Raw genomic sequence first — 24701 nt, 5'->3', positions numbered from 1 at the left:
TTTTAGGTCGATCCGACCTAAAATCATGAACGTGATCTAGAGATAGCCGTAGCGTCTGAGCATCCAGCCGCACAATCGCTCGAAAGAGACCTGCTGGCCGGCCGGCATCCGGGCTCGCCACGACTCGTCTCTTTTGAGAGCGACAGATCCAGCCATCCGCAGCCGGTTCCCTGCGACCTGGTGCCCGGCGCCGACAGGGTCGCCGTTCTGCAGAGCAGAGCCGATCTGGTGGAGGTCAATATCGAGAAACACGCCGATTTGCTGCATGATGGCGATGGGGTCCGTCACGAAATCCTCATACCTCACGCGCAGCACTTTATCGGGGCCCAGTTTTCGCGAGAGATACTCGACCGCAAGATTGACTACGCTCCACCGCAATGCCGTTCTGAACACGGATTTTGGCCGGATCTCCTTTTGCAATCCCGAGTTCGCGTCACGCGCATAGGGCTTCAGCAATGACCAGGCCACTCCGCGCCCGTCACGCACCATGTGGATGACACGCAGGTCAATTCCCGGTACTTGCGCAAGCGCCATCGCCCTTCCCGGCAATTTCGAAGAGTCGACGATTATTTGCTTACCGGAACGGGACTGCATCGCCTTCATCAGACGCTCGGTGTGAAGCGCATACGGTGCAAAGTGCTTTCCCAGCCCCAGACCGGAAAACACTTTTGCAAGGACGGACAGACCCTCGAATTTTGCCTGAAGGGCGCAATACTCTGACATAAGTCGCGAGTCCGAATTCGCGAACCACTCCTGGCAAACGGTGCTCCAGAAACTGCAGTCCCGAATCGGCTTGCCGCATGCACAATATTCGTTGTGACGCCAAACATGCCGCGTGAGGGACGTTATCTCACCCGCACCAAACACGGCGCGGTGCTGGCCCAATGCGATGTCGAGTATGGTGGTGCCGCTCCGTCCGTAACCTGCGATGTAAGCAACACGAACGGGTTGCGAGGTCATCATCACAGCCTTTCACATGAGACCGCTTGAGCTTGCCTTCAATTCTGCCTGCGCGCATCAAGGCCGGCTGCCCACCAGTAGATGGGGTCGACTGCAATCTTGCCGCAGAGCGCAATCACTAGAAGAAGGGTCGGCACGAAATAGCCGCAACCTCACTCGCAATCGAACGCGCGCCGCGTGGACCACCCCAACTTCCTGCTGGGAATAGCCGCTCTCGTTCGAACGAACAAAAGAAACAAAGAAATAACGATAGTGCATCCATGCCTGATTAGCAATCCGATTAGCTTTACTGTCGATCAGCCTTGAGCGCGCCCCTTTGCAACTATTCTCCAATTATTTATGCCAAGTGAAGCCCTTTCAGCCAGGTTAATCCTGCCCTTTCCTCCACGCGGCGGCACGCTAAACTTAGGGGCGCTTGAGCGACGCCTTAGGAAACTTTGCTGCCTGCCGGAGTTGCGCGAGGCCGAGTCCGCAGCACAGGAAAATTGGGATCGTCCAATACCGCGCGTACATATGCGGATTGAATAGAGCGATCGTGAGAAAAACGGCAATGGTGGTCATCATCGCTGCCAGTGCCCTCTTATCGCCTCCAGCCCTCCTGAGCGTAAGTGCGTGCAGTATCCCGACCGCTGAAAACATGATCCAGCCCAAGAGCGCAAGGAGCCCGCCTTCGACCCAGAGGAGAAGATAAAGATTATGAACAGGAGTGGTTTGTACACTTCTCTCCCGGAATTGGTCTGCGCCCAATCCCACGAGCGCAATCTGCTCATCGGATATTATCTGGAGTGCTTCCTCGATCAGTGCGGCCCTCGAAACGAAAGTTCCCGCTTCGGAAATGTCGCCGGAGGAAAGCGCGCCCAAGACACGCGTTTGAAATGTCTTGGGCAACAGGTCCTTGCTTCCAAATCCCGCCACAACGGCAACAAGTATGCACATTGCGAGCGCCAAACGTAATATCAACTTAGGCGTTAAAAGGAACGTTGTGAAAACGGTCAGGCAAATCAGTGTGACGAAGAGGCCGCTATTTGAGCTGGTAAGTATTACCGTAGCTATAAATACCGCTATTATCGGCAAGGCGACGTATGACTTGATCCGGCCTGTCGCCCACAGATAGAGCGGAATTGGCAGCGTCAAGGCATTCATTGCCGCAGCTAGGTTCGGATTTCGAAGAAGTGTGGCCAAACGCCGTCCCCCGGTAACGACGCCCTTTCCCTCTCCGGGCACGTAGCCAACCGCGTAGAACGTAATGATACCGTGAAGATCGAGGAGAACCATGCTGACCAGGAAAATGATCGCCAGCCGATACGCTACCTTAGGTTCATCCCGGATCAGAATGAACATCAGAAATACGTAAGCGAACAAATATTGTGCTGTCACAATCAGCCCTCGTTCGGGGCTGCTGTGCAAGAGGCTCCCGATCATCAGCCCGACGAACAAGAGCGTGAACGCGATAAGCCAAAATGGCGTTGCCTTGCCGAGCGGATTACTCCAAATCCGTCCAGTTAAAAAAAGAAGAGAAAGACTGAGACAGAAAAAGAAATCGCTAAGCGTAAAGAACAGTTCGGAAAACCGCAGTGTTGCATAGGGCGCTAAAAACACGCCCGTGTAGAGGACAGCACGCTCGATTGCAGGCAAGGGCGTTGTGCGCGGGTGGCTGTCAGAATGAATGTGAGGTGTCGTTGTTTTGCCGATTCCTGACACTGTCGCCTCGCGCCGCATATCGCAACTCCCGCCTCCGGGTTGTGGGCCTGCACTCGGTCAGCATCCCTACTGCCTGTCTTCGACCTCGATACAAGGACAAGGACAGGCAGCGATTCGAAGTGCTACAGCGACCCCTGAGCGCCTGATACGACGCGCGGCGCTGTGGTATCGCCCGTGCGTAACAAGTCTTCGTAGACCGCCGTGATTGCGTGCACGTGGCGCTCGATGCTGAAGCGGGCGCGTGCTTCGTTACGAGCCGTTTCCACGATGTGCGCAAGATAGCTGGGATCGCCAAAAAGCTTTAAGCAAGCACTTGCGAATTCCGACGGATCGTCCGGGCGAACGAGCATGCCCGTTTCGCCGTCCTCCACGACTTCGGGGTTGCCACCTGAGTCCGCTGCGATGACTGGCGTTCCAAGCAGCATTGCTTCGACGAGCGTCCTTCCGAGCGGTTCATTCACCGCCGTTACCAGAAGGGCATCCAGCCCCGCGATCCAAGGTTCGCTCGGATAGCGGAAACCCATGAAATGAATGCGGTCGGCCACGCCAAGGGCTTGAGCGCGCGATCTTGCTGCGTCGTCAAGCGTGTTCAGAGCATTACCAAAAAATAGCCCCGCGAATTCGATTTTCGGCTCCAGCCGCCGCAGGGCCGCGAGCACCTCGACGAAAAGGATTGGCCGCTTGCGGTCAACCAGGGTTCCGACATAACCGAGGAGTCTTGTTTCGGGCGGGCATCCGATCGTGGCGATGACGTTCTTTCGACCATCTTCACGATCGACCCCTACCGTTTTCGTGACGTCGAATGGGCTATGAACGACACTGCATTTGGCGGCGGCAGAGAAAAGCCCAGGGCGCGGCGATGCAAATTTCGAAACGGCTACCAGACGGTTCGGAAGCCAGGGCGCGATGCGCCGTAACCCGAATGAAGTCGCGTCGCCACGGTGGTGCCAGAGGTGCTTCGATCCCGCCAGTCGAGCTGCCAGGCCCCACATGAGATGTGCCCGACCGTCGTTGGTGTGCACGATTGCGACGTCTCTGGCTCGCAGATATCCGACAAGCGCTGGTAGAGTTCGAGCGACATTGAGCACTGCCGCGCCGTTGTGTGCACCGGCCCGCTCCAGGCGGTTCAGAACGGGCGCCGGTTCAAAGTCGATACTTTCACGGCGAAACAGTTCTGCCACCGGCCCCTCGGTATCATGGAGGACAACCAAGGGCGCGAAGAACGACCTCGGAAGATTTCGTATAAGTCCGAGGGCGGACAGATGGCTTCCACCTATAAAGTCCCCTATGAAAGGAAAGCACACGGTCCGCGGCCCGCCGTTACTCATCTTGGAGCTCTTTCTTCTGCAACAAGCGCCGGATCCGGGAACGTCTTGACCTCGAGCAAAACTTGCGGGCCAGCCTTTCTCAGACGGTCTCCACCGACGGGCTCGTTTGCTCGATGTCAGCAACCCAAAAGCGAAGCTTTCGGGATACCGGAATTACAGCACCTTCGACGGAGAATTGGGCGCGGCCCCCACCGACCGCACGGACAAGGCGTTCGCTTCTTTGGTCGGGCGGTCGGCGATCGCACCGTTTCCGCGGGAATGGCGCCTGATCCAGCCAGTCGCCGGAAAGCGCCGTGAGGTTATCACATAGCCCCCGTAGCCGTGGCGTCTGTGAATTTCAGGATTAACTTGGTTAATTGCAGTGCCGATCAGTGGCGCATGGTTCATCCGAAGCTGGGAAACAGCCACCAACAATTGGTCCTCGGTTGTCTCGCCCCAGGAAACCGTGAGGATGACCGCGTCGACAAAGGGCGCGAGCCACGTTGCATCGCCAGAGCTGAGGACAGGCGGAGCGTGAAGCACAATGAGATCATACCCGCTCTGCTTGAGCGCCTGGATCAGTTCACAAAGTTTTTTGGAGTCAATGAGTCTGAACGGCTCCGTCATTGCCAGCGTCGCGTCAAGGAGGCCCAACCCGGGCAAGGCAGGATCCGTCTGCACAACATCGGCGAGCGTTGCTTCATTGTTGAGATAGCGCTCGAAGAGCTCGGGTGAATGCCCCACGCTTTTCAAACAGGGAACGCTGTGTTCATGGAAATCCAGGTTCACGAAGGCGGTCGGGCGGCCGTCTGCTGCTGCGGCGGTCGCAATCCCCCAGGCTGTTGATGCGTTTGCAATGTTGTGATGGCACGACGTGACCATCACAACGCGATGCAGTTTTTTTGCCTCGGAGAAGCGCGAAGCCATATAAATCGACCGCTCGGCTTCTGCAGATGCATTGCTCCAGGCTGGTACGCCTGACGACCGCTTGGTGCCCTGATACGGCAAATGCTTCGGAAGCTTGGGCACGTAGCCCAGGTTCGGCATTCGCAGGAGTTGCGCGGTGCGTTGTCCGCTGCGGATTCGCGTATCAGTTGCTTCAAACAGGAGCGCGAGCAAAAAGGCCAGCAAAGTCGAACCAGCGAATGTCGCGGGAATTATGATACCCGCTACAGGAAACGAAGGTGAATTCGGAAGTTCCGCCGCCGATACGATTCGAGCGCTTGGCTTCAGGGATTCCGCCTCAAGGTCCAACAAGATACGACGAACCTCATCCTCGATCATCCTGCGCACGCCGGCAATTTGCGAGCCGACATCAATCATCTGAGGGTGATTCTTACCGTACTTCGCGGCGATCTCGGCTCTGCTCTGCAGCAATCGGGCTTCTTCGGACCGCAATGTGACCAAAAGCGGCTGCGTCATGCTTTGCCGCAGGAACCCGACGGCCCCGCCCGTATTAAGCGCCCGTTGCTTGTCGGCGATCCGCTCGTCCTGCTTGAACTCGAGAGACGATTCAACATACAGGTTCGCAATGGTGTTGGCTATTTCCTGAGCAAGTTTGGGATCCGGACTTGATACGGTGATTTTTACCGCCAGGCTCTCCCCAGTCCGGCTGACATCGAACTGGCGCAGCAGTGACGAGATCGCGCGGTCCCGTTGCGTTTTCAGACCCGGCAGAGTCCTGACAGTCTTAGCCGACCGATCGATTCCGACAATTCCTTGAAAATATCCAAGAAAATCGCCACCGATGTCTGACGGTTGTTCGGCCGTGCGGGCATACGGGTTGAAGTTTGGGTTGTTGATGAGGTTCAATCTGTCGACGACGCGGCCAGCAAGCTGCCTGGACTGCAAGACATCCATTTCGGTTTCTGCCGCAGAGCGATCGCGGTCGAGGGATGTCAAGGAAGCATCGGTCGCAAACGGTCGAACATCTTTGCGCTCGAGCACCACGTCAGAACTGGCCGTGTAGGTTTTCGGCAGCGTGAATGATGCTATCGCAGAGAGCAAGGTGCACCCGACGATCACCGACACAAGGAGGCGCATGCGCCGTTTGACCAAGGCCCAGGCATCTAGCAGACCTACCGAATTCCCATTGCGCTGGGCCGCAAGTTCAACACTTTCTCGGTAGTGAGCGCGAGCAGATAGGCTGCCATCAGAAACGAATGTCATCGTCATGGAAACCATCAAAAGCAGAAAATTCAGCAATTTTCTCTATTTGGATAGATTAGTGAAATGTTCAATGAGGCGCAATAATTTTAGTTTCTCCGATCGCCGCAAGTAGTTTGGCATCCGGCGTAACTTATTCAATCACCTTATCTTTTTCCCCTTGTTTTTCGAAGAGGCGAGCGCGGAATTTGCTAGAATACGGCCGCTCGAAACGCGCTTCCCGACGATCACTGGGGGTTTCGCAGAACAGCCTGCCACGCAGGGCAAGGGCGGCAGCGGCATTCTCCACTCGCTCCGCAAATTACGATCCCGTTGCAGCAGAATTTCTCCACAAGGCAGACCTGAGAAGCCGGTTGTGAGGAACGATCGCCGCCGACAACAACGGGAGCATGACCTTTGTAGGCCGAAGGGCAAAAGGCCGCGCTGCCGCGGTCGAATGGCCTCGCAAAAACTGCCGAGAACGTCCGCGCTGGACACTGCGGTCATTATTGTGTTCAATGCAGCCCGCATTGGATCACATCGCTTGTTGCCCGTCGTGGCTGGTTATTCCGCGCTTTTCGATAGTTCGACCGTTGTTTGATCATGCGTATCGTTTTCGTCGGCGCCGTTGAGAGTTCCAGAATCGCCCTGGAAGCGCTCATTAAGACGGGGCGCGCTCCTGCACTGGTTATCACCCTGCCACCCGAGTTGGCCGGACGCCACTCCGATTTCGCCGATTTGGAAGTCGTCGGGCGTACCGCCGGGTGTGCCGTTTGCTTCACAACAGACATCAATCACCCCGCCGTCCTGGAGGCGATGGCTTCGGTTGAGCCCGACCTGACGTTCGTTATTGGCTGGTCGCAAATCTGCCGGCAGCCATTTCGAGATGTCGCTCGCCTGGGGACTATCGGGTTCCACCCGGCCGCCTTGCCGCGTTTGCGCGGGCGTGCGGTTATTCCCTGGACGATAATACAAGACGAACACGTGACCGGATCAACGTTGTTTTGGTTGGATGAAGGCATCGACTCCGGCCCCATCTTGCTTCAGCGGCTGTTCACCGTGGCCGCCGACGAAACCGCTCGGAGCCTCTATGCCAAGCACACGACAAATCTGAGCGAGATGGTGACTGAAGCGGTTGCACTCGTTGACACCGATAAGCCGCCTCGGATCGAGCAAGATGATGACCAGGCGAGCTATTGTGCGAGGCGAACCGCCGAAGACGGGCTCATCGACTGGAATGCACCTGCCGGCTCGATACTCCGGCTTATCCGTGCAGTCGGGGCCCCTTATCCCGGCGCGTTTTCCTTTTACGACGGCGAGAGGATCCGTATCGACGCAGCCGTACAGTTCGAAAACGCCGGGCGCTTCATCGGATTGGTGGGCCAGGTCCAATGCCATTCGGAACGCGGCTTCGTCGTCCTGTGCGGCGATGGTCAGTGCATCGATGTGCTGGCCTGGGCCTCCCCCAGTGGAAAGCGCCCGCCGGTACACGGCAAATTCCACCATGTGCCTTAGCTGACGGTGAGAGCCAGTCGTTGGAGACGGCTGTCGTATCCAGAGTGAGAAAGTCAGAGACCAATCTGGCCTTCGGCGGTGCAATTCGACATAATTCCCGCTGTTCTGCCGAATGGGGCGGGGGTTACTTGCCTGCCACTGCGCAAAGCATCCAATCTCTGGCGCAGTTCTGTAAGTGCACCTTAGTCGCTCAGGAGCTGATATGAGACTGTCGCGGGCCTTCCAGCAGCGCGCGTTCGATCCCCGCCAATGGTATGTGACCCTGAAAAGAGGAGCGTCGCGGTGAGGCGCTGGGCGTCTGCGATTGCCACAGTGCAGGCCGAAAATGCGTCGGCCGCGGCGACCAATCGACAGACCTGGATCAACACATTCCGGGCCCGCTCGGACGGCGTGATCGCCATCGCCCGGATCGTTCTGGCGATTGGCAGCCTTTGGATTACTTGGCTCGATGCCGCGGTCCGGCCGCCTCGCTCGGACCTCGTCTTCTGGCTGCTCATCGCTTATCTGGTCTACGCCACGGCAGCAGCCCTTTTCGTTTGGAAAGCCCAGGTCCATCTGGTCCGCGGCACATTCATCCGGCATTTGATCGACGTCGCCACTTTGATTGCCTTGGCTTTTCTGACAGGTCGCGTGTCCGGCCCGGTCTTCATGCTCATGCCATTTGTCCAGATGACCGCGACGCTGCACTGGCTCTGGCGCGGTGCCCTGTGGACCGGTTCCATCGGGGTTGCAGTGCTGGCATACCTGGCGCTTTCGAATACCGGCTGGCCGTTTAATTCGGACGTGGACGCTGCAGTCGCCCTGTCGTTCATTCTCTCCTTGCTGACGGCGACTATTCTTCTCACATGGCTGGGGACCCACCAGGAGGCGGTGCGTTCTCATCTATTGCGATTGGTTGAGCGGACGCCCTCAGCGCCCGAGGGGCGCGATTGGCCGGCCGAAGCGGCGTTGGACTATGCGGCGCAGATGATGCGCGTGTCCCGAGCGCTGCTGATCTGGAGTGACGGTGACGAACCCTGGACCAATCTCGCGATATGGAAGAACGGCACAAGCGAAGTCAGGCATTTGTCGCCGACCGCATACCTGCCGTGGACACCGCAGGTGCTGAAGCATGCCAGTCTTCTGATCATCGACGCAAAGCGCTCCCGAGCCCTCATTCATCGCGGCGAGGGACGCTTCGATCGATGGCGCGGAGGCGAGTTGCCAATTTCTCCGGCGCTCGTCGCCGAATTCTCGGTCGCGTCGGCAATCTCGGTGCAGTTCCACGCGAGCGATGTCGATGCGCGCCTGTTCCTCCTGGACCCGCCGGCCCCGACACTGGATGACGTCGCCATGGCGGAGATTGTCGCCGACCGATTGAAGACGCTCTTCGAGCAAGCGATCTTGCTGCGCCGTCTCAGCGATGCCGCCGCCGTCGAGGAGCGCATCAGAATTGGGCGGGACATACACGATGGCGTTCTGCAAACGCTGGCAGGAACGGCCCTGCAACTGCAAGCCTTGCGCTCGTCCAAGGCCGAGCCTGCCGAGATCGACAGGCGTCTGATGGCTATCCAAGCCATGCTTTTCGAAGAACAAAGAGATCTCCGCGCCCTCATCCGCGCACTTGAACCGGGATCCGACCATCGACACGGCGGCGACTCTCAGCTGGCGCTGCGATTGGAAGCCCTGGCCGGCCGTTTGCGGCAGCAATGGTCGATCGACTTTCGCTTCATTCTGGATCCCGAAGATCTTTGGTTGCCGGCGGCGATCATCGACGAACTGGCGCGGATGATCGCGGAGGCGACCGCCAACGCTGCGCGTCATGGGCACGCGCGAACGATCGAGGCCCGGCTGCGGCTCGATGGAGCTATGGTGGTCCTGACCGTGGACGACGACGGAACGGGCTTCGGCTTTGACCGGCCGCTCGAGCATTCCGAGCTGGAGAGCAGCAAGGTCGGCCCGCGAAGTCTGCGCGAACGCGTGGCCGCGCGGAGCGGCGAACTTTCGATCGACAAGGTGGAGCAATGGACGCGGATAACCATCAAGATCCCGGCTCATCCATGAGCCCGCGCATCGTCATCGTCGACGATCACCTGATAGTTCTGGATGCGCTATGCCTTTTGATCGCGGCCGAGTCCGATTGGCAGGTGGTTGCGAAATGCAGGACTGCCGCGGAGGCGATCGAGTTTGTCTCGACCGAGCCCGTCGATGTCGTCGTCCTCGATCTGCGGATGCCGGAAATGTCCGGACTGGATCTCGTTCGGCGCCTGCACGGCGATCGGCCAGAGCTCATTTGCGTCATTCTCACCGCCGATATCAGCGACGAGGAACTTGCCGAGGCGATGCGCAATGGCGTGCGGGGCGTCGTCCTCAAGGAACAGGCGCCGAGTGCCCTTATCGAATGCATTCGGTCGGTGATGGCAGGCGGCACATCTGTCGTGGATCAAAGTTTGAGTGCCGCGATTGAGCGGATTGGGAAACGCGACGTCGAACGTCGATCGGTCATGCAGAAATTGACGCCGCGTGAACTCGAAATATCCCGCCTTGCAGCCGAAGGTCTGCGCAGCCGGGAAATAGCCGCACGGCTCGGAATAACCCCCGGCACCGTCAAGCTCCACCTTCACAGTGTCTACAGCAAGCTCGACATCACGACCCGTGTGGAACTTGCCAATATTTCCCAGCGGCTTCAGCTCGGTTCGAATTGATCAGCACGGGCCGCCCATTGGAGGCCGGTAGGCTGTGCCGCAGTTTGCCGATCACTTTTTCTGTGCGGTTATCGGAAGGCCGGTCCCCTTCGCCGCTATCGAGCGGAGGATTTCGTTCGCAGCGAATTTGGCCCCGGCCCGACTGAAATGAGCGTCGGGCGCATACAGAAGGATAGGATCGGCTTGAGCACGCATGACCTCATGAAGATCGATGACGGGGATCGCCTCTGCCGCGGCAGCATCGAGAACCCTCCTCCTCAGTGGGTCAAAGGGCTGATCCGAGGCGAGCGGTCCAATGAAACGGTCCATCCTCGGTACGTAGACCAGTGTAAAAGTACCGCCCCAGCTGTTGGCCAGTTCTTTCGCGCGATGCAGGATCTTTCTGAACTCCGGCTTATTGCCAGCAATCTTGGGATACACCAACCCCAGTCTCGCGAGGGTTTGCTGCAGGGCGACGAAGTTGCGCAGCAAGGATGTTCGCGTGAGCAGGTCGATACTCGTCACCGGCGTATTTTTTCGCTCCGCCACGATACTACGAGCCTCGCGCATGGTTTCCTGCGCGGTCGACTGCAAACCGTAGTTGGCATCCGGCGAAAGCGCCTCCCGGAGCCAAGGAACGGCTAGTTCGCGCTCCAGATTCTCCCAGTCGTTGCCTTCAACGAAGACGATCATCACATGGCGGGGACGTAAAACTTTGCCGAAACGGCCGAGCATTGCGAGTTCGACCAGGGGACCATTTCCTCGAATGCCTATGCTTGCGGTGGTAGCGCCGCCCGCCCGCACGCTCGATGCAAGGTCCTCGCCCGGAGGCAGGCAGAAGCCTTCGACGAACGAGTCTCCGAGAAGCATCAAGTCCAGTCGACGATTGTACACATCGTCGGGATTATTGAAGCCGTACCGGTCCGCCCTGTAGCTGACGACGCCGCCCTTGGACGTGCACAGCACCACTTGTGTCGACGGAAAACCCGACAGCAGCGCCTCGGGGAGTTCGTCGGTGCCGGAAAGCCGGTTCAGGCTCCGAAGCGTGAAGCCAGGAACCATGTTCTTGTTGCGCATGAGCGTGTCGGCCTGCGCCTTGCTGAGTTGGCCAAGCATTTCCAGCCGGACGGATACGACCGAGACCGTATGCATCGCCTCAAAGAGGAAGAGACCGAGCAACACGCTCGAGGCGCAGACGCCGACAAGCGCGGAAAAGCGCGGCTTCGCGAGCAAGCCGGTGGCAATGACGGCTGCGCCCAGCAGCCCCGGGATCAGCACGTAACGGACGAAATGCGGCGTTTCAGCTGCGAACAGTTGGTAATTCAGCAGAGCGTAGATGGGACTCAGCAAAAGGTACAGCCCAGGGACTGTGCAGAGCAAGAGCCCAAGATGCCGCTTTGTCATGAGCCCTTGTCCTCCTCGCAAACCGTTCAGCAAGACATGCGCTTGCCGACCGCTCATTCAAGCGGCCGCTTCCGACTTGTCTGTTTTGACGGCTTTGGCTGATAAGAGTCTTATCTCTCGCACTTGAATTCACGCAAATGGATCGAGAATAGAACTTATGGGCAGCATTTCTGCCCCACGGAATATAAGGAGTTTTGCCGATCAAGTCTCCCCAAAAAACTCCCGGCTTGCTGGACGTTTCATTTCAGCCGCAAGCACGTTCTCGGGCGTCTATATCTAATGGCATATTGACCGGATCGGCCACCGCTAGTTCTATACCATCCGTCTCTATTATTCCTTTCAAGCAGGACGCGACGGCATTTCGCGCATATCGTATTGTAAGGATTAGCACTGGCCGCTGAGGAAGTGCACTATGAACCAGTCGCACGAATCTTTTCCCGAGCACTCCTTGGAGGGGCCGTCGAACCGCAGTTTCGGCTATACGGTCGGCGGCATCCTCCTCGCTTTAGTTCTCGCGAGATGGCTCATCAGCGGCGGGCTGACTCCGATCACGATAGGGCTTGCGATTATTGGCGGTGTCCTCATCCTGTTGGCGTTCGCCTCGCCCGACCGGCTCGCCTTGCCAAACCGGCTTTGGACCAAGCTTGGTCTGTTGCTGTTCAAGGTCGTCAATCCCGTTGTGATGCTGCTGATTTATGCGGCAGCCTTCGTTCCGATCGGACTCTTCCTGAGGTTACGCGGCTACGATCCGCTCGCCACCTCGTTCGACAAAAGCGTCGACACTTATTGGAATAAGCGTTCACCACATGAACCGGACCCGGCGACGATGCGCAATCAGTTCTGAATGCAGGCTGTTCTGAATGCAGGCAGTTCTGAAGCGAAACCGTCCGTCGGGTTATGATGGAGGAAATGCGATATGGAACTGGTACGGGAACTCTGGGCCTATATGGGCGTCCGCAAGAAGTTCTGGCTGCTGCCGATCTTCATCATACTCGGCGTCTTTGGCGGATTGATCGTGCTGACGCAGGGTACCGCGGTGGCCCCGTTCATCTACACCCTGTTCTGAGCCGAGCCATCCATGCGTATTCTCGGCATCTCGGCATTTTATCACGACAGCGCGGCTGCGATGCTCGAGGACGGCCGCATTGTTGCGGCCGCGCAGGAAGAGCGGTTCACCCGCAAGAAACACGACGCCGCGTTTCCGACCAATGCCGTGGCCTATTGCCTGGCCGCGGCCGAATGCGACATGGCGGAGGTCGACCATGTCGTTTTCTACGACAAGCCGTTCCTGAAGTTCGAGCGGCTGCTGGAGACCTATCTTGCGACAAGTCCGCGTGGCTTCCGCTCCTTCCGGATGGCGATGCCGCTCTGGATCAAGGAAAAACTGTTTCAAAAGAGACTGTTGCGCAGGGAATTGGGCAAGCGTGGCGGTTCGAAGGAATGGTCCGGTTCGCTCCTGTTCACGGAGCATCATCTGGCGCATGCGGCAAGCGCGTTCTTTCCCTCGCCCTTCCCGAGCGCCGCGGTGTTGACGATGGACGGGGTCGGGGAATGGTGCACGACATCCCTCGGCCACGGCCGCGACAGGGAGCTCGAGATCCTTAAGGAAATTCGCTTCCCGCATTCCCTGGGGCTGCTCTATTCCGCGTTCACCTACTATACCGGGTTCAGGGTGAATTCCGGCGAATACAAAGTCATGGGTTTGGCGCCGTATGGTCGTCCGCTGTTCGCGCAGAAGATACTGGATAACCTGATCGACCTGAAGGAGGATGGTTCGTTCCGTCTCGACCAGCGCTACTTTGACTACTGCACTGGTCTCACCATGACGTCGCCGGCCTTTCATCGTCTGTTCGGCGCCGAGCCGCGCAAGCCGGAATCGCCCCTGACCCGGCGCGAGATGGACCTCGCCGCTTCGATCCAGGCGGTCACCGAAGAAGTCGTCTTGAGACTTGCCCGGTTTGCCCGTCAGGAAACCGGCGAGCGCCACCTGTGTCTCGCCGGCGGCGTCGCCTTGAACTGTGTGGTGAACGGCAAGCTCCTCAGGAAGCGGATTTTCGACGACATCTGGATCCAGCCAGCGGCGGGCGATGCGGGGGGCGCAGTCGGTGCGGCCCTGGCGGCTTGGCACGGCTATCTCGGAAAGACGCGCGTTCTCGACGGAAAAGACCGTATGGCCGGCGCCTATCTCGGTCCAGCCTTTGAACAGCACGACATCGAGAAGCGGCTGACGGCCGCCGGCGCCGTTTACACCGTCCTGACCGACGACGAGGTGATCGCGCACACCGTCGACGCGCTGGTGGATGAGAAGGCGGTCGGATGGATGCAGGGGCGCATGGAGTTTGGACCGCGGGCCCTTGGCGGAAGGTCGATCTTGGGCGATCCTCGCTCGCCGACGATGCAAAAGACGCTCAATCTCAAGGTCAAATACCGCGAAAGCTTCCGTCCCTTTGCCCCTTCAGTGCGGCGCGAGGATGTGGCGGAATGGTTCGATATCGACACCGACAGTCCTTACATGCTGCTCGTGGCCGACGTGCTCGACCGGCGGAAAGTGCCCCTCGGTCCTGACGAGGCGGCATTGTTCGGCATAGACCGCCTGAACGTTCCAAGATCGGAGATCCCGGCCGTTACGCACGTCGACTATTCGGCCCGGGTGCAGACGGTGCATCAGGACACCAATCCACGCTATTGGGCGCTGCTGAGCGCGTTCAAGGAGCGAACGGGCTGTCCCGTACTGGTCAATACCAGCTTCAACGTCCGCGGCGAGCCGATCATCTGCACCCCGGAGGATGCGTTCCACTGTTTCATGGGCACCGAGATCGAATGCCTCACCGTCGGCAACTGCTTTCTGAGGAAAGAAGATCAGCCGTCACACCTGCGGCAGGACTATAAAGCGCAATTCGAGCTCGACTAGATCGCGGCTCTTTCCGAACGTCGACGATCTGGCCGCAAAGTGGGCCTGCCAATCACGCCGAAGAATCGGAAAGTTCTTTAGACTGCGGCCTTCGCCGGATGCTTGGCTGTCGTGTCCCTCGCACCCCAGCGGACGCGGTTCATTGCCGGGAAAGGCATGACAACATGAGGCTCGGAAGGCATTGGCGCGCGCACGTCCTTTTCGGACAGAAGGGTGCGACTTTCCAGTCTTGGAATGGCGGTGGCGGCCGAACGGACGAGGCTCGGTGCGATGCCGTAGAGAGCTGTCAGTCGACGGAAGGTCTCGGTCGCGGCATAAATCTCATCGGCGCATCGTACGGCTTCGCAGACGCGCGCCTTGTCGTTGATGCTGACATACAGCACGCCAGGTATCGACAACGGAAGCGTCGTCACGATCGGGTCCAGCACCAGATTGATCGCCTGGGGGGTGACACCATTGAGCACATAGACCACGGCACCAGCCTGGCTTGCCCAATAGCCGACCACGATCAGTTCAATAGGCAGCCGCCCGCCGGACTCGGCAATCTCTATAACCCTTCGTGCTTGCATGTTTCCGCCCACCTCGGTGAAAAAAGAGGGGCTGACGCCATGACCGTTCCGGCTATGTGCCGGATGGCGCGTGATCGATTACAATCTCGTTGAAAGCTTGAATGTCTAAGCTTCAAGTACGCGGGATAGACTATCTTCTTCATCCGCGTTGCACCATATGCCTTTGGATATAGGGGCACGCCGAGTTGCGCGCTGTTCTCATGAGATCCAGATTCGCCCCAAAAATCGCGGCGCAGATCCGGTCGACGGGCGCTATTTTTCGATAGGCGAATCAGGCGCTGGCGTCCGCCTCTGACCACTCCGGCGCCGACATGCTTTTATCCTTGGATCGGCTGCGATTTAAGGAAACATGCAGTCGGCAATGCCAGATTCGCCACTTTGCCGGCAGCCTGCATGCGGGAGACGCTCGACCACGCAGCGGCCAGTCAACTTTTGTGAAAACGATAGGCCGATGCACCGAAGACTATTTACAATCAGTTAATTACGTGTTTCTTATTAACCGTCATTTTGTCGCGATCTAGCCCACCGCGACGAGTACTCTTTTGTCCAATTTGATTTATCAAGCCTTTCGAGCTGGTCAACGACAAAACTTACAGACGCACCGTTCCTGACCCTCATTAACCTTCTTGAGGGAGGTGCGGTTTTCGTTTGGCTGGACGGCAGGCTTGCGGATATTAGGAAAGGGCCGTCATGCAGCGTTTTTACGACGCCGCGAAGGCAGTGCGCGATAGTTTCCTAATGTTGCCGAGACGCGGAGCGCTAAGATCATCGGCCAAGATGCTGCTGCCGGTATTCGGCGCCGGCCTCGACATCGGGTATCGGCGTCTACGAGGAGCCGTCTTCAGCGTTCAGAAATACCCGGCCCTCTATGTTGCCGACCTTGGCTCCGCAGGCGTGGCGCTCGCCGTGGCGCTGTTGCTGCGTTACGGCTTTGCCGAGCTGAGCGCGAGGCCTGAAACCGCCTCTGTGCTGCTGTGGTCCGGTGCCCAGTATATCGCCATTTGCGCCTTCGTTTTCCCCCTGTCCGGCCTCTACAGCCGAAACTGGAAATATGGCTCCATCTCCGATCTCCTGATCATTCTTCGCGCAGTCCTCGTGACGTCTCTATTGCTCATCTCGCTCCTGTTCTTTTCGACGAGACTGGTCGATATGCCGCGAACCGTCGTGCCGATGCAGTCGCTCCTTCTGATCGCCTTCCTCGCGGCCGCGCGGCTCAGCTTTCGTGCCGAGGAAATCCCACTGGCGCGGCCCGTTTTCAAGAACGGGCGCAACAAGGGGGCGGACGAACACCACGTCCCGCTGCTGCTCGTCGGAGCGGGCGACGCCGCCGAGCTTTACCTGCGCGCACTCGCCCGGGATCCGAATGCCACTCATGTACCGGTGGCCTGCCTCGACAAAAATGCGGACCAGATCGGAATGAGCCTTCGTGGCGTGCCGATCGCGGGCCGGGTCGAGGATTTCGAACAGGTCGTGGCGGAACTCGAGCAGATCAACAAGCGGCCGCGTCACGTCGTGTTCACCGAAGCGCCGGCGAATTTCGGCGAAACCGCGTCGGACGCGCTGCTGCAGTCGGCCGATAGGCTCGGCATTGCAGTGTCGCGCCTGTCGCAGCTGACCGAACTCAAGCACGCCAAGGGAGACAATCCCTACGAACTGCGGTCGATCGAGCTCACCGACCTCCTGGAGCGCCCGCAAGCGGCGCTCGATTGCGAGGCGATCGCCCGTCTCGTTCGTGGCCGGCGCGTGCTGATCACCGGGGCCGGCGGATCGATCGGCAGCGAGCTGACCACGCAAGTCGCCGCATGCGAGCCGGCGGAGATCGTGCTGGTCGACAATTCGGAATACAATCTTTATTCGATCGACATGACGCTCACCGAGACCTTCCCGAAGCTGTCACCGTCGAGTTACCTTTGCAGCGTCCGGCGCAGCCAGCGCGTCGAGGAAATATTCAAGCGGCACCGGCCCGAGCTGGTCTTCCATGCTGCAGCCCTCAAGCATGTGCCTATGGTGCAGATGAATCCCTGCGAGGGCGTCCTCACGAACGTCATCGGCACTATGAACGTTGCCAATGCGGCAAAGAAATACGGCACCCTTGCCATGGTCCAGGTATCGACCGACAAGGTTGTGAACTCGACAAGCGTCATGGGGGGGACGAAGCGCCTCGCGGAGCTCTATTGCCAGGCGCTCGACCTGGACGGCCTCCAAACCGGCAAAGGTCCGCGGTTCATGACAGTTCGCTTCGGCAACGTGCTGGGATCGAGCGGATCGCTGATCCCGCTGTTCAAGCGTCAGCTTGCAAGAGGCGGCCCATTGACCGTCACCGATCCATGTATGACGCGCTTTTTCATGACGATCCGTGAGGCCGTGGAACTGACGCTGCAGGCCTCGGCCTACGGCTTTGAAAAACAACTCGGACAGGGAGAGATTTTCGTTCTCGACATGGGCGAGCCGGTCAAGATCGTCGACATTGCGCGCCGGATGATCCGGCTGGCCGGTTTTACCCCGGACCAGGACATCGAGATCAAGATCATCGGTTGCCGGCCGGGGGAGAAGCTCTACGAGGAACTTTTCGACGAGAGCGACAAGCGCACGACGTCTCCGGTGCCGGGCGTTCTGGGTGCGGTTCCGGAGCCCATTCCCTTGTCCACTTTGCGGGACGCCTTCACTCGTCTGCAGCGCTATGCGGAGCGGGGCAACGATCCGGCCGTCGGGGCGGTCATGCGCGAACTGCTGCCGCGCTACGAACACGATGCCGGCAATACGAAGCCTCGCGCCATGAAGAAGAAGCGGAGCCGGCTCCAGCCGCATAGCCGCAGCAAGGCCGCGGCTCCACGGCGGCAAGTCTACCAAAGGAGCGCCCGCGGCGGGCTTCGGTTGCCGGATTAGTTGAAAAATGGAAGCGCGGTGAGGTCAGCCTTGAGTTCCGCTGAGCATTTTGCCCGCATGCAAACCGAGGAGATAGCCCGCGTAACGGGACCTTCCGGTGTTGCACAGCCTCCGACGCGCCGACGCGTGATCGCCGTCGTCGCAAGCCTGACAGCGTCTCTTACGATTTTTCGGCTGGAGTTGCTGAAGCGATTGGTCGGCGCCGGACACGAGGTGATAGCCTTCGCTCCGGAGCAGGATCCGCGTGTCGAGCAGGCGCTCACTGAGATCGGCGTGCGCTTCATTCGCATTCCCATGGTGCGCACCGGTCTCAATCCGCTCGAGGATATCCGGACCTTTTGGTCGCTGCGGCGACACTTCAAGCGGCTGAAGCCGGACATGGTCCTGCCCTACACGATGAAGCCGATCATCTATGCCGGCATCGCCGCTCGAACGCTCGGGATCAGGGAACAGTGTTTCCTCGTCACGGGCCTTGGCCACATTTTTTCCGAAACTGGCGGCCGCTCGTTCAAAGCATTGGCCATTCGCCACCTGTGCGTCCGGCTGTATCGCCTGGCGTTCAAACGCGCGCGGGTCGTTTTTGTCTATAACGACGCGGATGCGGAAGACATTCGCCGCTACCGTATGTTGCCGGACGCTTTGACGCCGACGATGGTTCCAGGATCCGGCGTCGATCTGGAGCATTTTGCTTTCGCGCGAGCGGCTCCCGGCGGGCCCGTCTTCCTTATGGTCGCACGGCTCCTGCGCGACAAGGGCGTGGTGGAATATGTCGAAGCCGCAAGGATCGTGCGCCGCATTTTCCCCGATGCCCGATTTCAACTGCTCGGTCACTTCGACAGCAATCCGACGGCAATCTCGCGCCAAGAGATCAACGGTTGGGTCGGGGAAGGAATACTGGAGTATCTTGGCACCACCGACGACGTGCGCCCTTACTTGGCGGCATGCAATGTCTTCGTGCTGCCTTCCTACTATCGCGAAGGCATTCCGCGGAGCATCCTCGAAGCGCTGGCGGTCGGAAGACCGGTGATCACGACCGATCTGCCGGGCTGCCGCGATACCGTGCAGCCGGGTGTGAACGGCATGACCGTGAAGCCTCTCGATGTCGCCGCCCTTGCCGACGCGATGACGTCGTTTGCGCGCGATCCGGATCTCGCCGAAAAAATGGGCCGGCGCTCGCGGGAACTCGCCGAAAGCAGATTTGACGTGCACATGATCAACCGAATTCTCTTTGCCGGCATGGGCTTGGCCGTTTGACAGACGTTCAGGGCGCAGCGATCGTTCCTTCGCGAGATCCATGGGCAGCGCCGAACGCAGGGCCGCGGCGATGATAATGCATGTCATTACCAACTTCACGGCCAGTGCCGGCGCCGAGACCATGCTGGCACGGCTGCTTCACGGTTGCACAGATGAGCGCATCGTCGTCGTTTCGCTGATCGGTGTCTCGGATCGGAACCGCAATCTCGCTGACAATCCGAGAGTTGCCTATGTATCGCTGGACGCCTCGTCCCCCGCCGCGCTTCCGGGCGCGATCCTGCGGCTCGCCCGGCTTATCCGCAAGGAACATCCCGATGTAATCTTGTGCTGGATGTACCACGCGATGATCGTTGGCATGATCGCGGCCCAGATGGCCCGATCCGGAGCAGCGGTTTACTGGAACATTCGCCAGTCCTTGGACGATCCCGCCTCTCTTACGCGCAGTTCGCGCCTCGCAATTTTCGGGGCAAAGCTTTTGTCGAGCCGGCCGGCCGGCATCATCTACAACAGCGCGCGCGCCCTCGAGTTGCATCGGGGCTACGGCTACGCAAATCGGAACATGGTCGTCATCGCCAACGGCTTCGAGTTGCCGCGGATCGATCCGACAGGGGCGACGACGGCCCTCCGGATCGGCATCGTCGGCCGATTTCATCCGCAGAAGGATCACGGCACGTTCTTCAAGGCGGTGGCTGCCGTGCGCAAGACGCATCCGCAGGCGCTCTTTTCCGCGGCCGGCAACGGGCTTTCCCGCGACAACCGCGCTGTGATCGACTTGATGGAGGAGGCGGGCTTGCCCGAGCATGCCGTCGATCTCAGGGGCGAGATCTCCGACATGCCCTCCTACTACCGCAGCATCGACGCCTTGGTGCTGTCGTCGAGGACCGAGGGCTTTCCGAACGTGATTGCGGAGGCCATGAGTTACGCCAAGCCGATCGTGACGACCGATGTCGGCGACGCCGCCACGGTCGCCGGAAGTGCCGGCATTGCCGTCCCCCCACGTGATCCGGATGCGCTCGCCGGGGCGATCCGCGAAATCCTCGATCTTTCCCCGACCGAATATGCCCGCTATGCTCGCAACGCCCGAGAGCGGGTCGAAAATGAGTACGCGATCGCCGCGATCAGGGCAAAATATGCAAATTTTCTAAGGCGTTAAACTCCGCGTTGATGAAGTTTTATTCCTTAAGCCCATTTCATTCAACAGAAGAAGCAAGAATTTCCACCCTTACTGCCTCGAATTCAGTTGTGAACACCATTGAACATTTCTAGAATAGGTAGTATAAGCCATTGCTCCCGATACAACTGTACGCCTACATTGGACCCGAGATCATTTTCGCGCCCCATTCTGAAATTATCCGCCCTCCTGCAACTGCTAGGAGATCATGATGATTTTTAAGGGAACCAACCTCACCGATACGATTCTCGGCACTCTCTATGACGACGAGCTCTGGGGCTATGCCGGCGACGATTACCTCGACGGTCGCGAAGGCAATGACAGGTTTTTCGGTGGGCTCGGCAACGATCACATCAAGGCGGGACTCGGTGACGACTATGCCGAAGGCGGCGACGGCAACGACCGCATTGAGGGTGGGCTTGGGACCGATACGCTCTTCGGTGGCCTGGGCAACGATATTTTCGAAGGCGGTGACGGCAACGACACCATCGATGGTGGTGACGGCCACGATCACATCCTGGGCGACGGCGGAAACGACAAGATCTACGGTGGAGCAGGCGAAGAATATATCGACGCAGGCTACGGCGATGACATCATCTATGCCGGCTCGGGAAATGACGGCTTCAACAATCGCATCGATCCGGCAACTGGAAAGCTAACGCAGCAGGCTGTCTCGGGCGGCGCCGGCAACGATACCATCTATGGAGAAGAGGGCAATGACGCCCTGAAAGGCCAGTCGGGGCACGACCGCGTCTATGGCGGAATCGGCGACGACATCGTCGATGGCGGCGACGGGAACAACTATCTCGACGGCGGCGACGGCAATGACGTGCTCGATTCCGAAAACGGCATCGACGAAGCCCACGGCGGCATCGGCAACGACAGGATCGCGGTCGGTGACGGCAACGACATCGCCTTCGGGGATGACGGCGACGACATCCTGTCTGGCGAAGGCGGCACCGACTCGCTCAGGGGCGGCAACGGTATCGACCTCATCTATGCCGGCGATGGCAATGACACCCTGCGCGGTGACGCCGGAAAGGACACCCTCATCGGTGAAGCAGGAAGCGACATCCTTTGGGGCGGTGCCGACTCCGACCGTTTCGTCTTCAAGGCGACCCCCGCGCTCAGCGGCCAGGACACGATCATGGATTTTCAGGATGGCGTGGACTTTCTCGTCATCGAGAAGCTCGGCGTCACGCAGTATTCAAGCTCTGGCGGCAATGGCACTATCTATGCCTACAACACCACCGACGGCGACGTGTTGCTCAAGGGTCTCAACGCCGCGGGCAACGCCTTCTCGATCCTCGTGGACGATCCGAACGGCAGTCTCTCGGCGGCCAACTTTTCGAGGAGTGACTTCATTTTTGCCTGACGCGGATTGCCCGCTGGATGCCGAAGGATAGCGGCATGCAGGAGGCGATGTGAAACGCAACAGATCTGCGCAGCCGTTCGGCTGCGCAGATCTGTGAAGGCGCAGGGACCCGCCCGCATCGCTAACGGCAGTTTTGTTCGACCGTGTCCTCGAACTGCCCAAACCCGGTCTCCGTCTTCCAAGCTTCGATGCCCTCGCGAAAAGATCGGGGCCGGTAATCGAGAAGCTTCGCTGCCTTGGCGACCTCGAGCGCCCTGAACCCTCGAGCAGCCGCATCGCTACCGCCAGCCTCGACCCCGACGAGGAATCGGTCTGCCCCGACGACATCTGCAACCGTCAGCGCCGCTTCCAGGGACGTGCAGGAGCGACCGCTTCCGGCATTGAAAACACCGTCCACGCTCTTCTCCACCGCCCCGAGCGCCAGCGTCACGACGTCGTCGACATAAACGAGGTCGACGCTGTATTGCCCGCCGTCGGCTATGATCAAGGAGCGCCCGCCCAAGAGTGTCCGCAGAAAGGCAGGCACCATTCCCGTGGCGTGCATGCCCGGGCCATAGACGGACGCGAGGCGGAGGACCGTCACCGGCATCGCATTTGCCTTGCCGAAAGCGATCAGGCAAATCTCGGCAGAGAGCTTGCTCGCCAAATAGTAGCTGGCGCGATGGGGAAAAGTGGCGCTCGTTTCCGATGCCGGACCGGCATCCGGCGCATAGACTTGCGCGGATCCGAAGAAAACCAGCCGCTTCACGCCCTGGGAAGCGGCCTCCATTGCGACCTGCAGGGCGCCGTTGGTATTGATCTCGAAACACCTGGCGGCCTCGCGGGCGTCGCTGAAATCGGCCGGAACGTAGGCGGCGAGATGAAGCAGGGCATCCGCTTGCCCTACCACGGGCAGGGGGGAGCCGACCGACCATCTCTCGAGCCGCAAGCGAGAATCATTGCGCGCGGCGACCCGCTCGGGATCGCGCACAAGCGCGGCGACGGCATAGCCTCGGGCAAGTGCATGCTCAATAACCCTCGCGCCGACAAAGCCGGTAGCGCCGGTTACCACCAGTTGCTTCGTACACACGGCCGATCTCTTTCCTCATGCTTTTTCTTCCAGACGAGCCGAGGCCGTCACCAGGTCGCCGGATTTGACGACGGTTTCCGACCAGTGCCGCAATATGGTTACCGGCGTGATTTCCGGCTGAACGACCGGTTCGCCGAACAGCAAATGCCGGATGCACATCTCCACTTCGTTGAAGCCGGCGTGGATCCTCACCGCCGTCGTGCCCGAAAACCGCGCGTTGATCTCGAAGATCCTCGGAACACCGTCGTCGAGGCGGAACTGGAAGTTTGCTGGCCCGTAGGCGCCGAGGGCGTCTGCGGCCTGCACCATTGCCTCGTTGAGGTCGGGAAACGGCTCGGCAAAGGCGCGGTAGGTATTGCCGTCGCGCAGATCCCGGCGCATCACGATCGTCGCGCGACATTTCCCGTCGAAGGTGAGTGTCCCGGCCGTGTATTCGGTCGCATCGGAGCCTACATATTTCTGAATGACGATGCCGGGCTGCTCGGCTATTGCGCGCCTTAGCTGGTCTCGATCGCGGACGATGCCGAAGCCGATCGACCTGGCGCCGATCCTCGGTTTGACGATGAGCGGAAAGCCGCACCCCTCGATGAGCGCCTCCTCATCGCCTGGCAGGCAGGAGGGAACGAAGCCCAGTCCCCGTTCCCGGAGGAACGCGGAGGTGAGCCACTTGTCGTTGGCGATGGATACGACATGTGGCGAACTGATGATCACCTTGATCCCGTAGGTGCTCTCGATCGCTTCGCGGTTGGCTGAAAGGATCGGCAGTTCCACGTCGGTTCCGGGAATGAGGATGTCGGGCCGCTCCGTGCGCAGCAGGTCGCCCAGCCTGTCCAGGTATTCAGGGTCCTTCGCCATTGGGACAAGATAGGCGGCATCGCCCCAGTAGAGCCCGGCCGAGAGCGGGCTAGGGTCCACCACGATAATGGTCGCTCGAAGCGTGGAGCGCCGCAAGGCGCGAATGATGCCCTGTCCGAGGAGGGCGCCCGCGCCCGTGATGAAGGCCTTCATGTCAGCCCTACCCCCAGTTCGAGAAGCCTGTCGCGGCAACGCCCCAAGTCACTCAGCTTGTGCGCATCGGAACCGATCGAGACAAACGGATTGATGTCGTCGCACAACGCCAGGAACCCCGGCATATCGATCAGGTACGAGGAGTTGATCTCGATGGCGATCCCGCGCTCGAGCGTCGCCGTCATCAGGGTGCGAAAGTAGTTCTCCGGAAACCGGCCATATCGCCTGAGGCTCATCCCACCCGGATGTCCGAGCACGTCGATCGGCGCGTTCGCAATCATGCCTGTCGACAGCCGGAATTCGATTTCGGCCGTCTCCTCGAATGACAACCGCTTGAAATCGAGATAGCCGCCCTCACCGTCCGGCAAGCGGTGGACGACGCCAAGAACGATATCGCAGGCGTCGAGCACGGACTGCGACACATCGAGCCGCCCATTGTCGTCCATGGCTTTCGTCTCGCAACCGACATAGACGCGCATAGCGCCGACGCAATCCACAGCCGAAAGAATCTCGGCCTTGAACTCGGGAAACCAGGATGTGTCTTCTCGGACATGCTCCGTGAAGGCGAGTTCGGCGAGGCCGCGTTCCTTGGCCGTCTGCAGCACCTCGAGCACTGTCGCCTCCCCATCGGTCCAGTTGGTATGAACCTGGAGTTCGACATTCACTTGCTCACGGCCGAGATCCCGAAAGCGGGAGAACACCGGCTTGCCGCTATCCGTCTTTCGTTGCGGTTCCATGCTTTTCATTGCGCCCTTGATAAGCG

The 24701-nt window shown here is 59.4% G+C and carries 19 protein-coding genes; 10 read left to right on the top strand and 9 right to left on the bottom strand.

Annotated features, from left to right (window positions below; genetic code table 11):
• Positions 1-36: 36 nt before the first annotated feature.
• The 4 genes from NGR_RS05765 to NGR_RS05750 all read right to left on the bottom strand — a co-directional run bounded on the left by NGR_RS05765 (position 37) and on the right by NGR_RS05750 (position 6152).
• Complete coding sequence (locus NGR_RS05765) at positions 37-963, bottom strand: sulfotransferase family protein (RefSeq protein WP_015887309.1); 927 nt, start codon at positions 961-963, stop codon at positions 37-39.
• Positions 964-1365: 402 nt separating this feature from the next.
• Positions 1366-2661, bottom strand: a complete 1296-nt coding sequence (locus tag NGR_RS05760) for an O-antigen ligase family protein (protein WP_432654022.1) — start codon at positions 2659-2661, stop codon at positions 1366-1368.
• Positions 2662-2783: 122 nt separating this feature from the next.
• Positions 2784-3989 (bottom strand): glycosyltransferase family 4 protein, encoded by a 1206-nt coding sequence (locus NGR_RS05755; protein ID WP_015887307.1) that lies wholly within the window; start codon positions 3987-3989, stop codon positions 2784-2786.
• A gap of 153 nt (positions 3990-4142) precedes the next feature.
• On the bottom strand, positions 4143-6152 hold the full coding sequence (locus NGR_RS05750; protein ID WP_015887306.1) for a polysaccharide biosynthesis tyrosine autokinase: 2010 nt from the start codon (positions 6150-6152) through the stop codon (positions 4143-4145).
• A gap of 564 nt (positions 6153-6716) precedes the next feature.
• Between NGR_RS05750 and NGR_RS05745 the strand changes: the two genes are divergently transcribed.
• From NGR_RS05745 to NGR_RS05735, 3 genes are all read left to right on the top strand, one after another.
• Positions 6717-7628 (top strand): methionyl-tRNA formyltransferase, encoded by a 912-nt coding sequence (locus NGR_RS05745; protein ID WP_015887304.1) that lies wholly within the window; start codon positions 6717-6719, stop codon positions 7626-7628.
• 390 nt (positions 7629-8018) lie between these two features.
• Positions 8019-9671 (top strand): sensor histidine kinase, encoded by a 1653-nt coding sequence (locus NGR_RS05740; protein WP_240545124.1) that lies wholly within the window; start codon positions 8019-8021, stop codon positions 9669-9671.
• A complete protein-coding gene (locus NGR_RS05735; RefSeq protein WP_015887302.1) occupies positions 9632-10312 on the top strand; it encodes a response regulator transcription factor in 681 nt (226 codons plus the stop codon). Before NGR_RS05740 ends, NGR_RS05735 begins: the two co-directional genes overlap by 40 nt.
• Positions 10313-10363: 51 nt before the next feature.
• On the opposite strand, the gene NGR_RS05730 is transcribed toward NGR_RS05735, so the two are convergent.
• Positions 10364-11695, bottom strand: coding sequence for an SGNH/GDSL hydrolase family protein (locus NGR_RS05730; protein WP_015887301.1), 1332 nt, complete (start codon positions 11693-11695; stop codon positions 10364-10366).
• 412 nt (positions 11696-12107) lie between these two features.
• Between NGR_RS05730 and NGR_RS05725 the strand changes: the two genes are divergently transcribed.
• From NGR_RS05725 to NGR_RS05720, 3 genes are all read left to right on the top strand, one after another.
• Positions 12108-12539, top strand: coding sequence for a hypothetical protein (locus NGR_RS05725; RefSeq protein ID WP_015887300.1), 432 nt, complete (start codon positions 12108-12110; stop codon positions 12537-12539).
• 72 nt (positions 12540-12611) lie between these two features.
• Positions 12612-12761, top strand: coding sequence for a DUF5989 family protein (locus NGR_RS32250; RefSeq protein ID WP_015887299.1), 150 nt, complete (start codon positions 12612-12614; stop codon positions 12759-12761).
• A gap of 12 nt (positions 12762-12773) precedes the next feature.
• Positions 12774-14606 (top strand): carbamoyltransferase family protein, encoded by a 1833-nt coding sequence (locus tag NGR_RS05720; protein ID WP_015887298.1) that lies wholly within the window; start codon positions 12774-12776, stop codon positions 14604-14606.
• 77 nt (positions 14607-14683) lie between these two features.
• Here NGR_RS05720 and NGR_RS05715 read toward each other — a convergent pair whose 3' ends face one another.
• Positions 14684-15175: a hypothetical protein gene (locus NGR_RS05715; protein ID WP_015887297.1), complete on the bottom strand. Its 492-nt coding sequence runs from the start codon at positions 15173-15175 to the stop codon at positions 14684-14686.
• Positions 15176-15913: 738 nt separating this feature from the next.
• Between NGR_RS05715 and NGR_RS05710 the strand changes: the two genes are divergently transcribed.
• The 4 genes from NGR_RS05710 to NGR_RS05695 all read left to right on the top strand — a co-directional run bounded on the left by NGR_RS05710 (position 15914) and on the right by NGR_RS05695 (position 21861).
• Complete coding sequence (locus NGR_RS05710; protein WP_432654021.1) at positions 15914-18061, top strand: polysaccharide biosynthesis protein; 2148 nt, start codon at positions 15914-15916, stop codon at positions 18059-18061.
• Between the two features lie 57 nt (positions 18062-18118).
• The gene (locus NGR_RS05705) at positions 18119-19315 is read left to right on the top strand and encodes a glycosyltransferase family 4 protein (protein ID WP_240545138.1); all 1197 of its coding nucleotides are present in this window, start codon (positions 18119-18121) and stop codon (positions 19313-19315) included.
• A 70-nt stretch (positions 19316-19385) separates the two neighbouring features.
• Positions 19386-20468, top strand: coding sequence for a glycosyltransferase family 4 protein (locus NGR_RS05700; RefSeq protein ID WP_015887293.1), 1083 nt, complete (start codon positions 19386-19388; stop codon positions 20466-20468).
• A gap of 229 nt (positions 20469-20697) precedes the next feature.
• Positions 20698-21861, top strand: coding sequence for a calcium-binding protein (locus NGR_RS05695; protein ID WP_015887292.1), 1164 nt, complete (start codon positions 20698-20700; stop codon positions 21859-21861).
• A gap of 121 nt (positions 21862-21982) precedes the next feature.
• Here NGR_RS05695 and NGR_RS05690 read toward each other — a convergent pair whose 3' ends face one another.
• The 3 genes from NGR_RS05690 to NGR_RS05680 are packed head-to-tail and all read right to left on the bottom strand — an operon-like array spanning position 21983 to position 24675.
• Positions 21983-22930 carry an NAD-dependent epimerase/dehydratase family protein gene (locus tag NGR_RS05690; RefSeq protein WP_015887291.1) on the bottom strand — a complete coding sequence of 316 codons (948 nt, stop codon included), beginning with the start codon at positions 22928-22930 and terminating at the stop codon, positions 21983-21985.
• Between the two features lie 15 nt (positions 22931-22945).
• Complete coding sequence (locus NGR_RS05685) at positions 22946-23938, bottom strand: ATP-grasp domain-containing protein (protein ID WP_015887290.1); 993 nt, start codon at positions 23936-23938, stop codon at positions 22946-22948.
• On the bottom strand, positions 23935-24675 hold the full coding sequence (locus NGR_RS05680; RefSeq protein WP_164923910.1) for a PHP domain-containing protein: 741 nt from the start codon (positions 24673-24675) through the stop codon (positions 23935-23937). The genes NGR_RS05685 and NGR_RS05680 overlap by 4 nt, the downstream gene beginning before the upstream one ends.
• Positions 24676-24701 lie beyond the last annotated feature (26 nt).

Origin of the sequence: Sinorhizobium fredii NGR234 (assembly GCF_000018545.1) — a bacterium.
Classification (GTDB): Bacteria; Pseudomonadota; Alphaproteobacteria; order Rhizobiales; family Rhizobiaceae; genus Sinorhizobium; species Sinorhizobium fredii_A.
The sequence above is the reverse complement of the archived record's forward strand: the minus strand, read 5'-3'. Positions and strand labels throughout refer to the sequence as shown.

Bases quoted from the DNA above. Each gene is read 5' to 3' on its own strand.
- NGR_RS05765 (WP_015887309.1), bottom strand. From the start codon at position 963: ATGATGACCTCGCAACCCGTTCGTGTTGCTTACATCGCAGGTTACGGA.
- NGR_RS05755 (WP_015887307.1), bottom strand. From the start codon at position 3,989: ATGAGTAACGGCGGGCCGCGGACCGTGTGCTTTCCTTTCATAGGGGAC.
- NGR_RS05750 (WP_015887306.1), bottom strand. From the start codon at position 6,152: ATGGTTTCCATGACGATGACATTCGTTTCTGATGGCAGCCTATCTGCT.
- NGR_RS05745 (WP_015887304.1), top strand. From the start codon at position 6,717: ATGCGTATCGTTTTCGTCGGCGCCGTTGAGAGTTCCAGAATCGCCCTG.
- NGR_RS05735 (WP_015887302.1), top strand. From the start codon at position 9,632: ATGGACGCGGATAACCATCAAGATCCCGGCTCATCCATGAGCCCGCGC.
- NGR_RS05730 (WP_015887301.1), bottom strand. From the start codon at position 11,695: ATGACAAAGCGGCATCTTGGGCTCTTGCTCTGCACAGTCCCTGGGCTG.
- NGR_RS05725 (WP_015887300.1), top strand. From the start codon at position 12,108: ATGAACCAGTCGCACGAATCTTTTCCCGAGCACTCCTTGGAGGGGCCG.
- NGR_RS32250 (WP_015887299.1), top strand. From the start codon at position 12,612: ATGGAACTGGTACGGGAACTCTGGGCCTATATGGGCGTCCGCAAGAAG.
- NGR_RS05720 (WP_015887298.1), top strand. From the start codon at position 12,774: ATGCGTATTCTCGGCATCTCGGCATTTTATCACGACAGCGCGGCTGCG.
- NGR_RS05715 (WP_015887297.1), bottom strand. From the start codon at position 15,175: ATGCAAGCACGAAGGGTTATAGAGATTGCCGAGTCCGGCGGGCGGCTG.
- NGR_RS05710 (WP_432654021.1), top strand. From the start codon at position 15,914: ATGTTGCCGAGACGCGGAGCGCTAAGATCATCGGCCAAGATGCTGCTG.
- NGR_RS05705 (WP_240545138.1), top strand. From the start codon at position 18,119: ATGCAAACCGAGGAGATAGCCCGCGTAACGGGACCTTCCGGTGTTGCA.
- NGR_RS05700 (WP_015887293.1), top strand. From the start codon at position 19,386: ATGATAATGCATGTCATTACCAACTTCACGGCCAGTGCCGGCGCCGAG.
- NGR_RS05695 (WP_015887292.1), top strand. From the start codon at position 20,698: ATGATTTTTAAGGGAACCAACCTCACCGATACGATTCTCGGCACTCTC.
- NGR_RS05685 (WP_015887290.1), bottom strand. From the start codon at position 23,938: ATGAAGGCCTTCATCACGGGCGCGGGCGCCCTCCTCGGACAGGGCATC.
- NGR_RS05680 (WP_164923910.1), bottom strand. From the start codon at position 24,675: ATGGAACCGCAACGAAAGACGGATAGCGGCAAGCCGGTGTTCTCCCGC.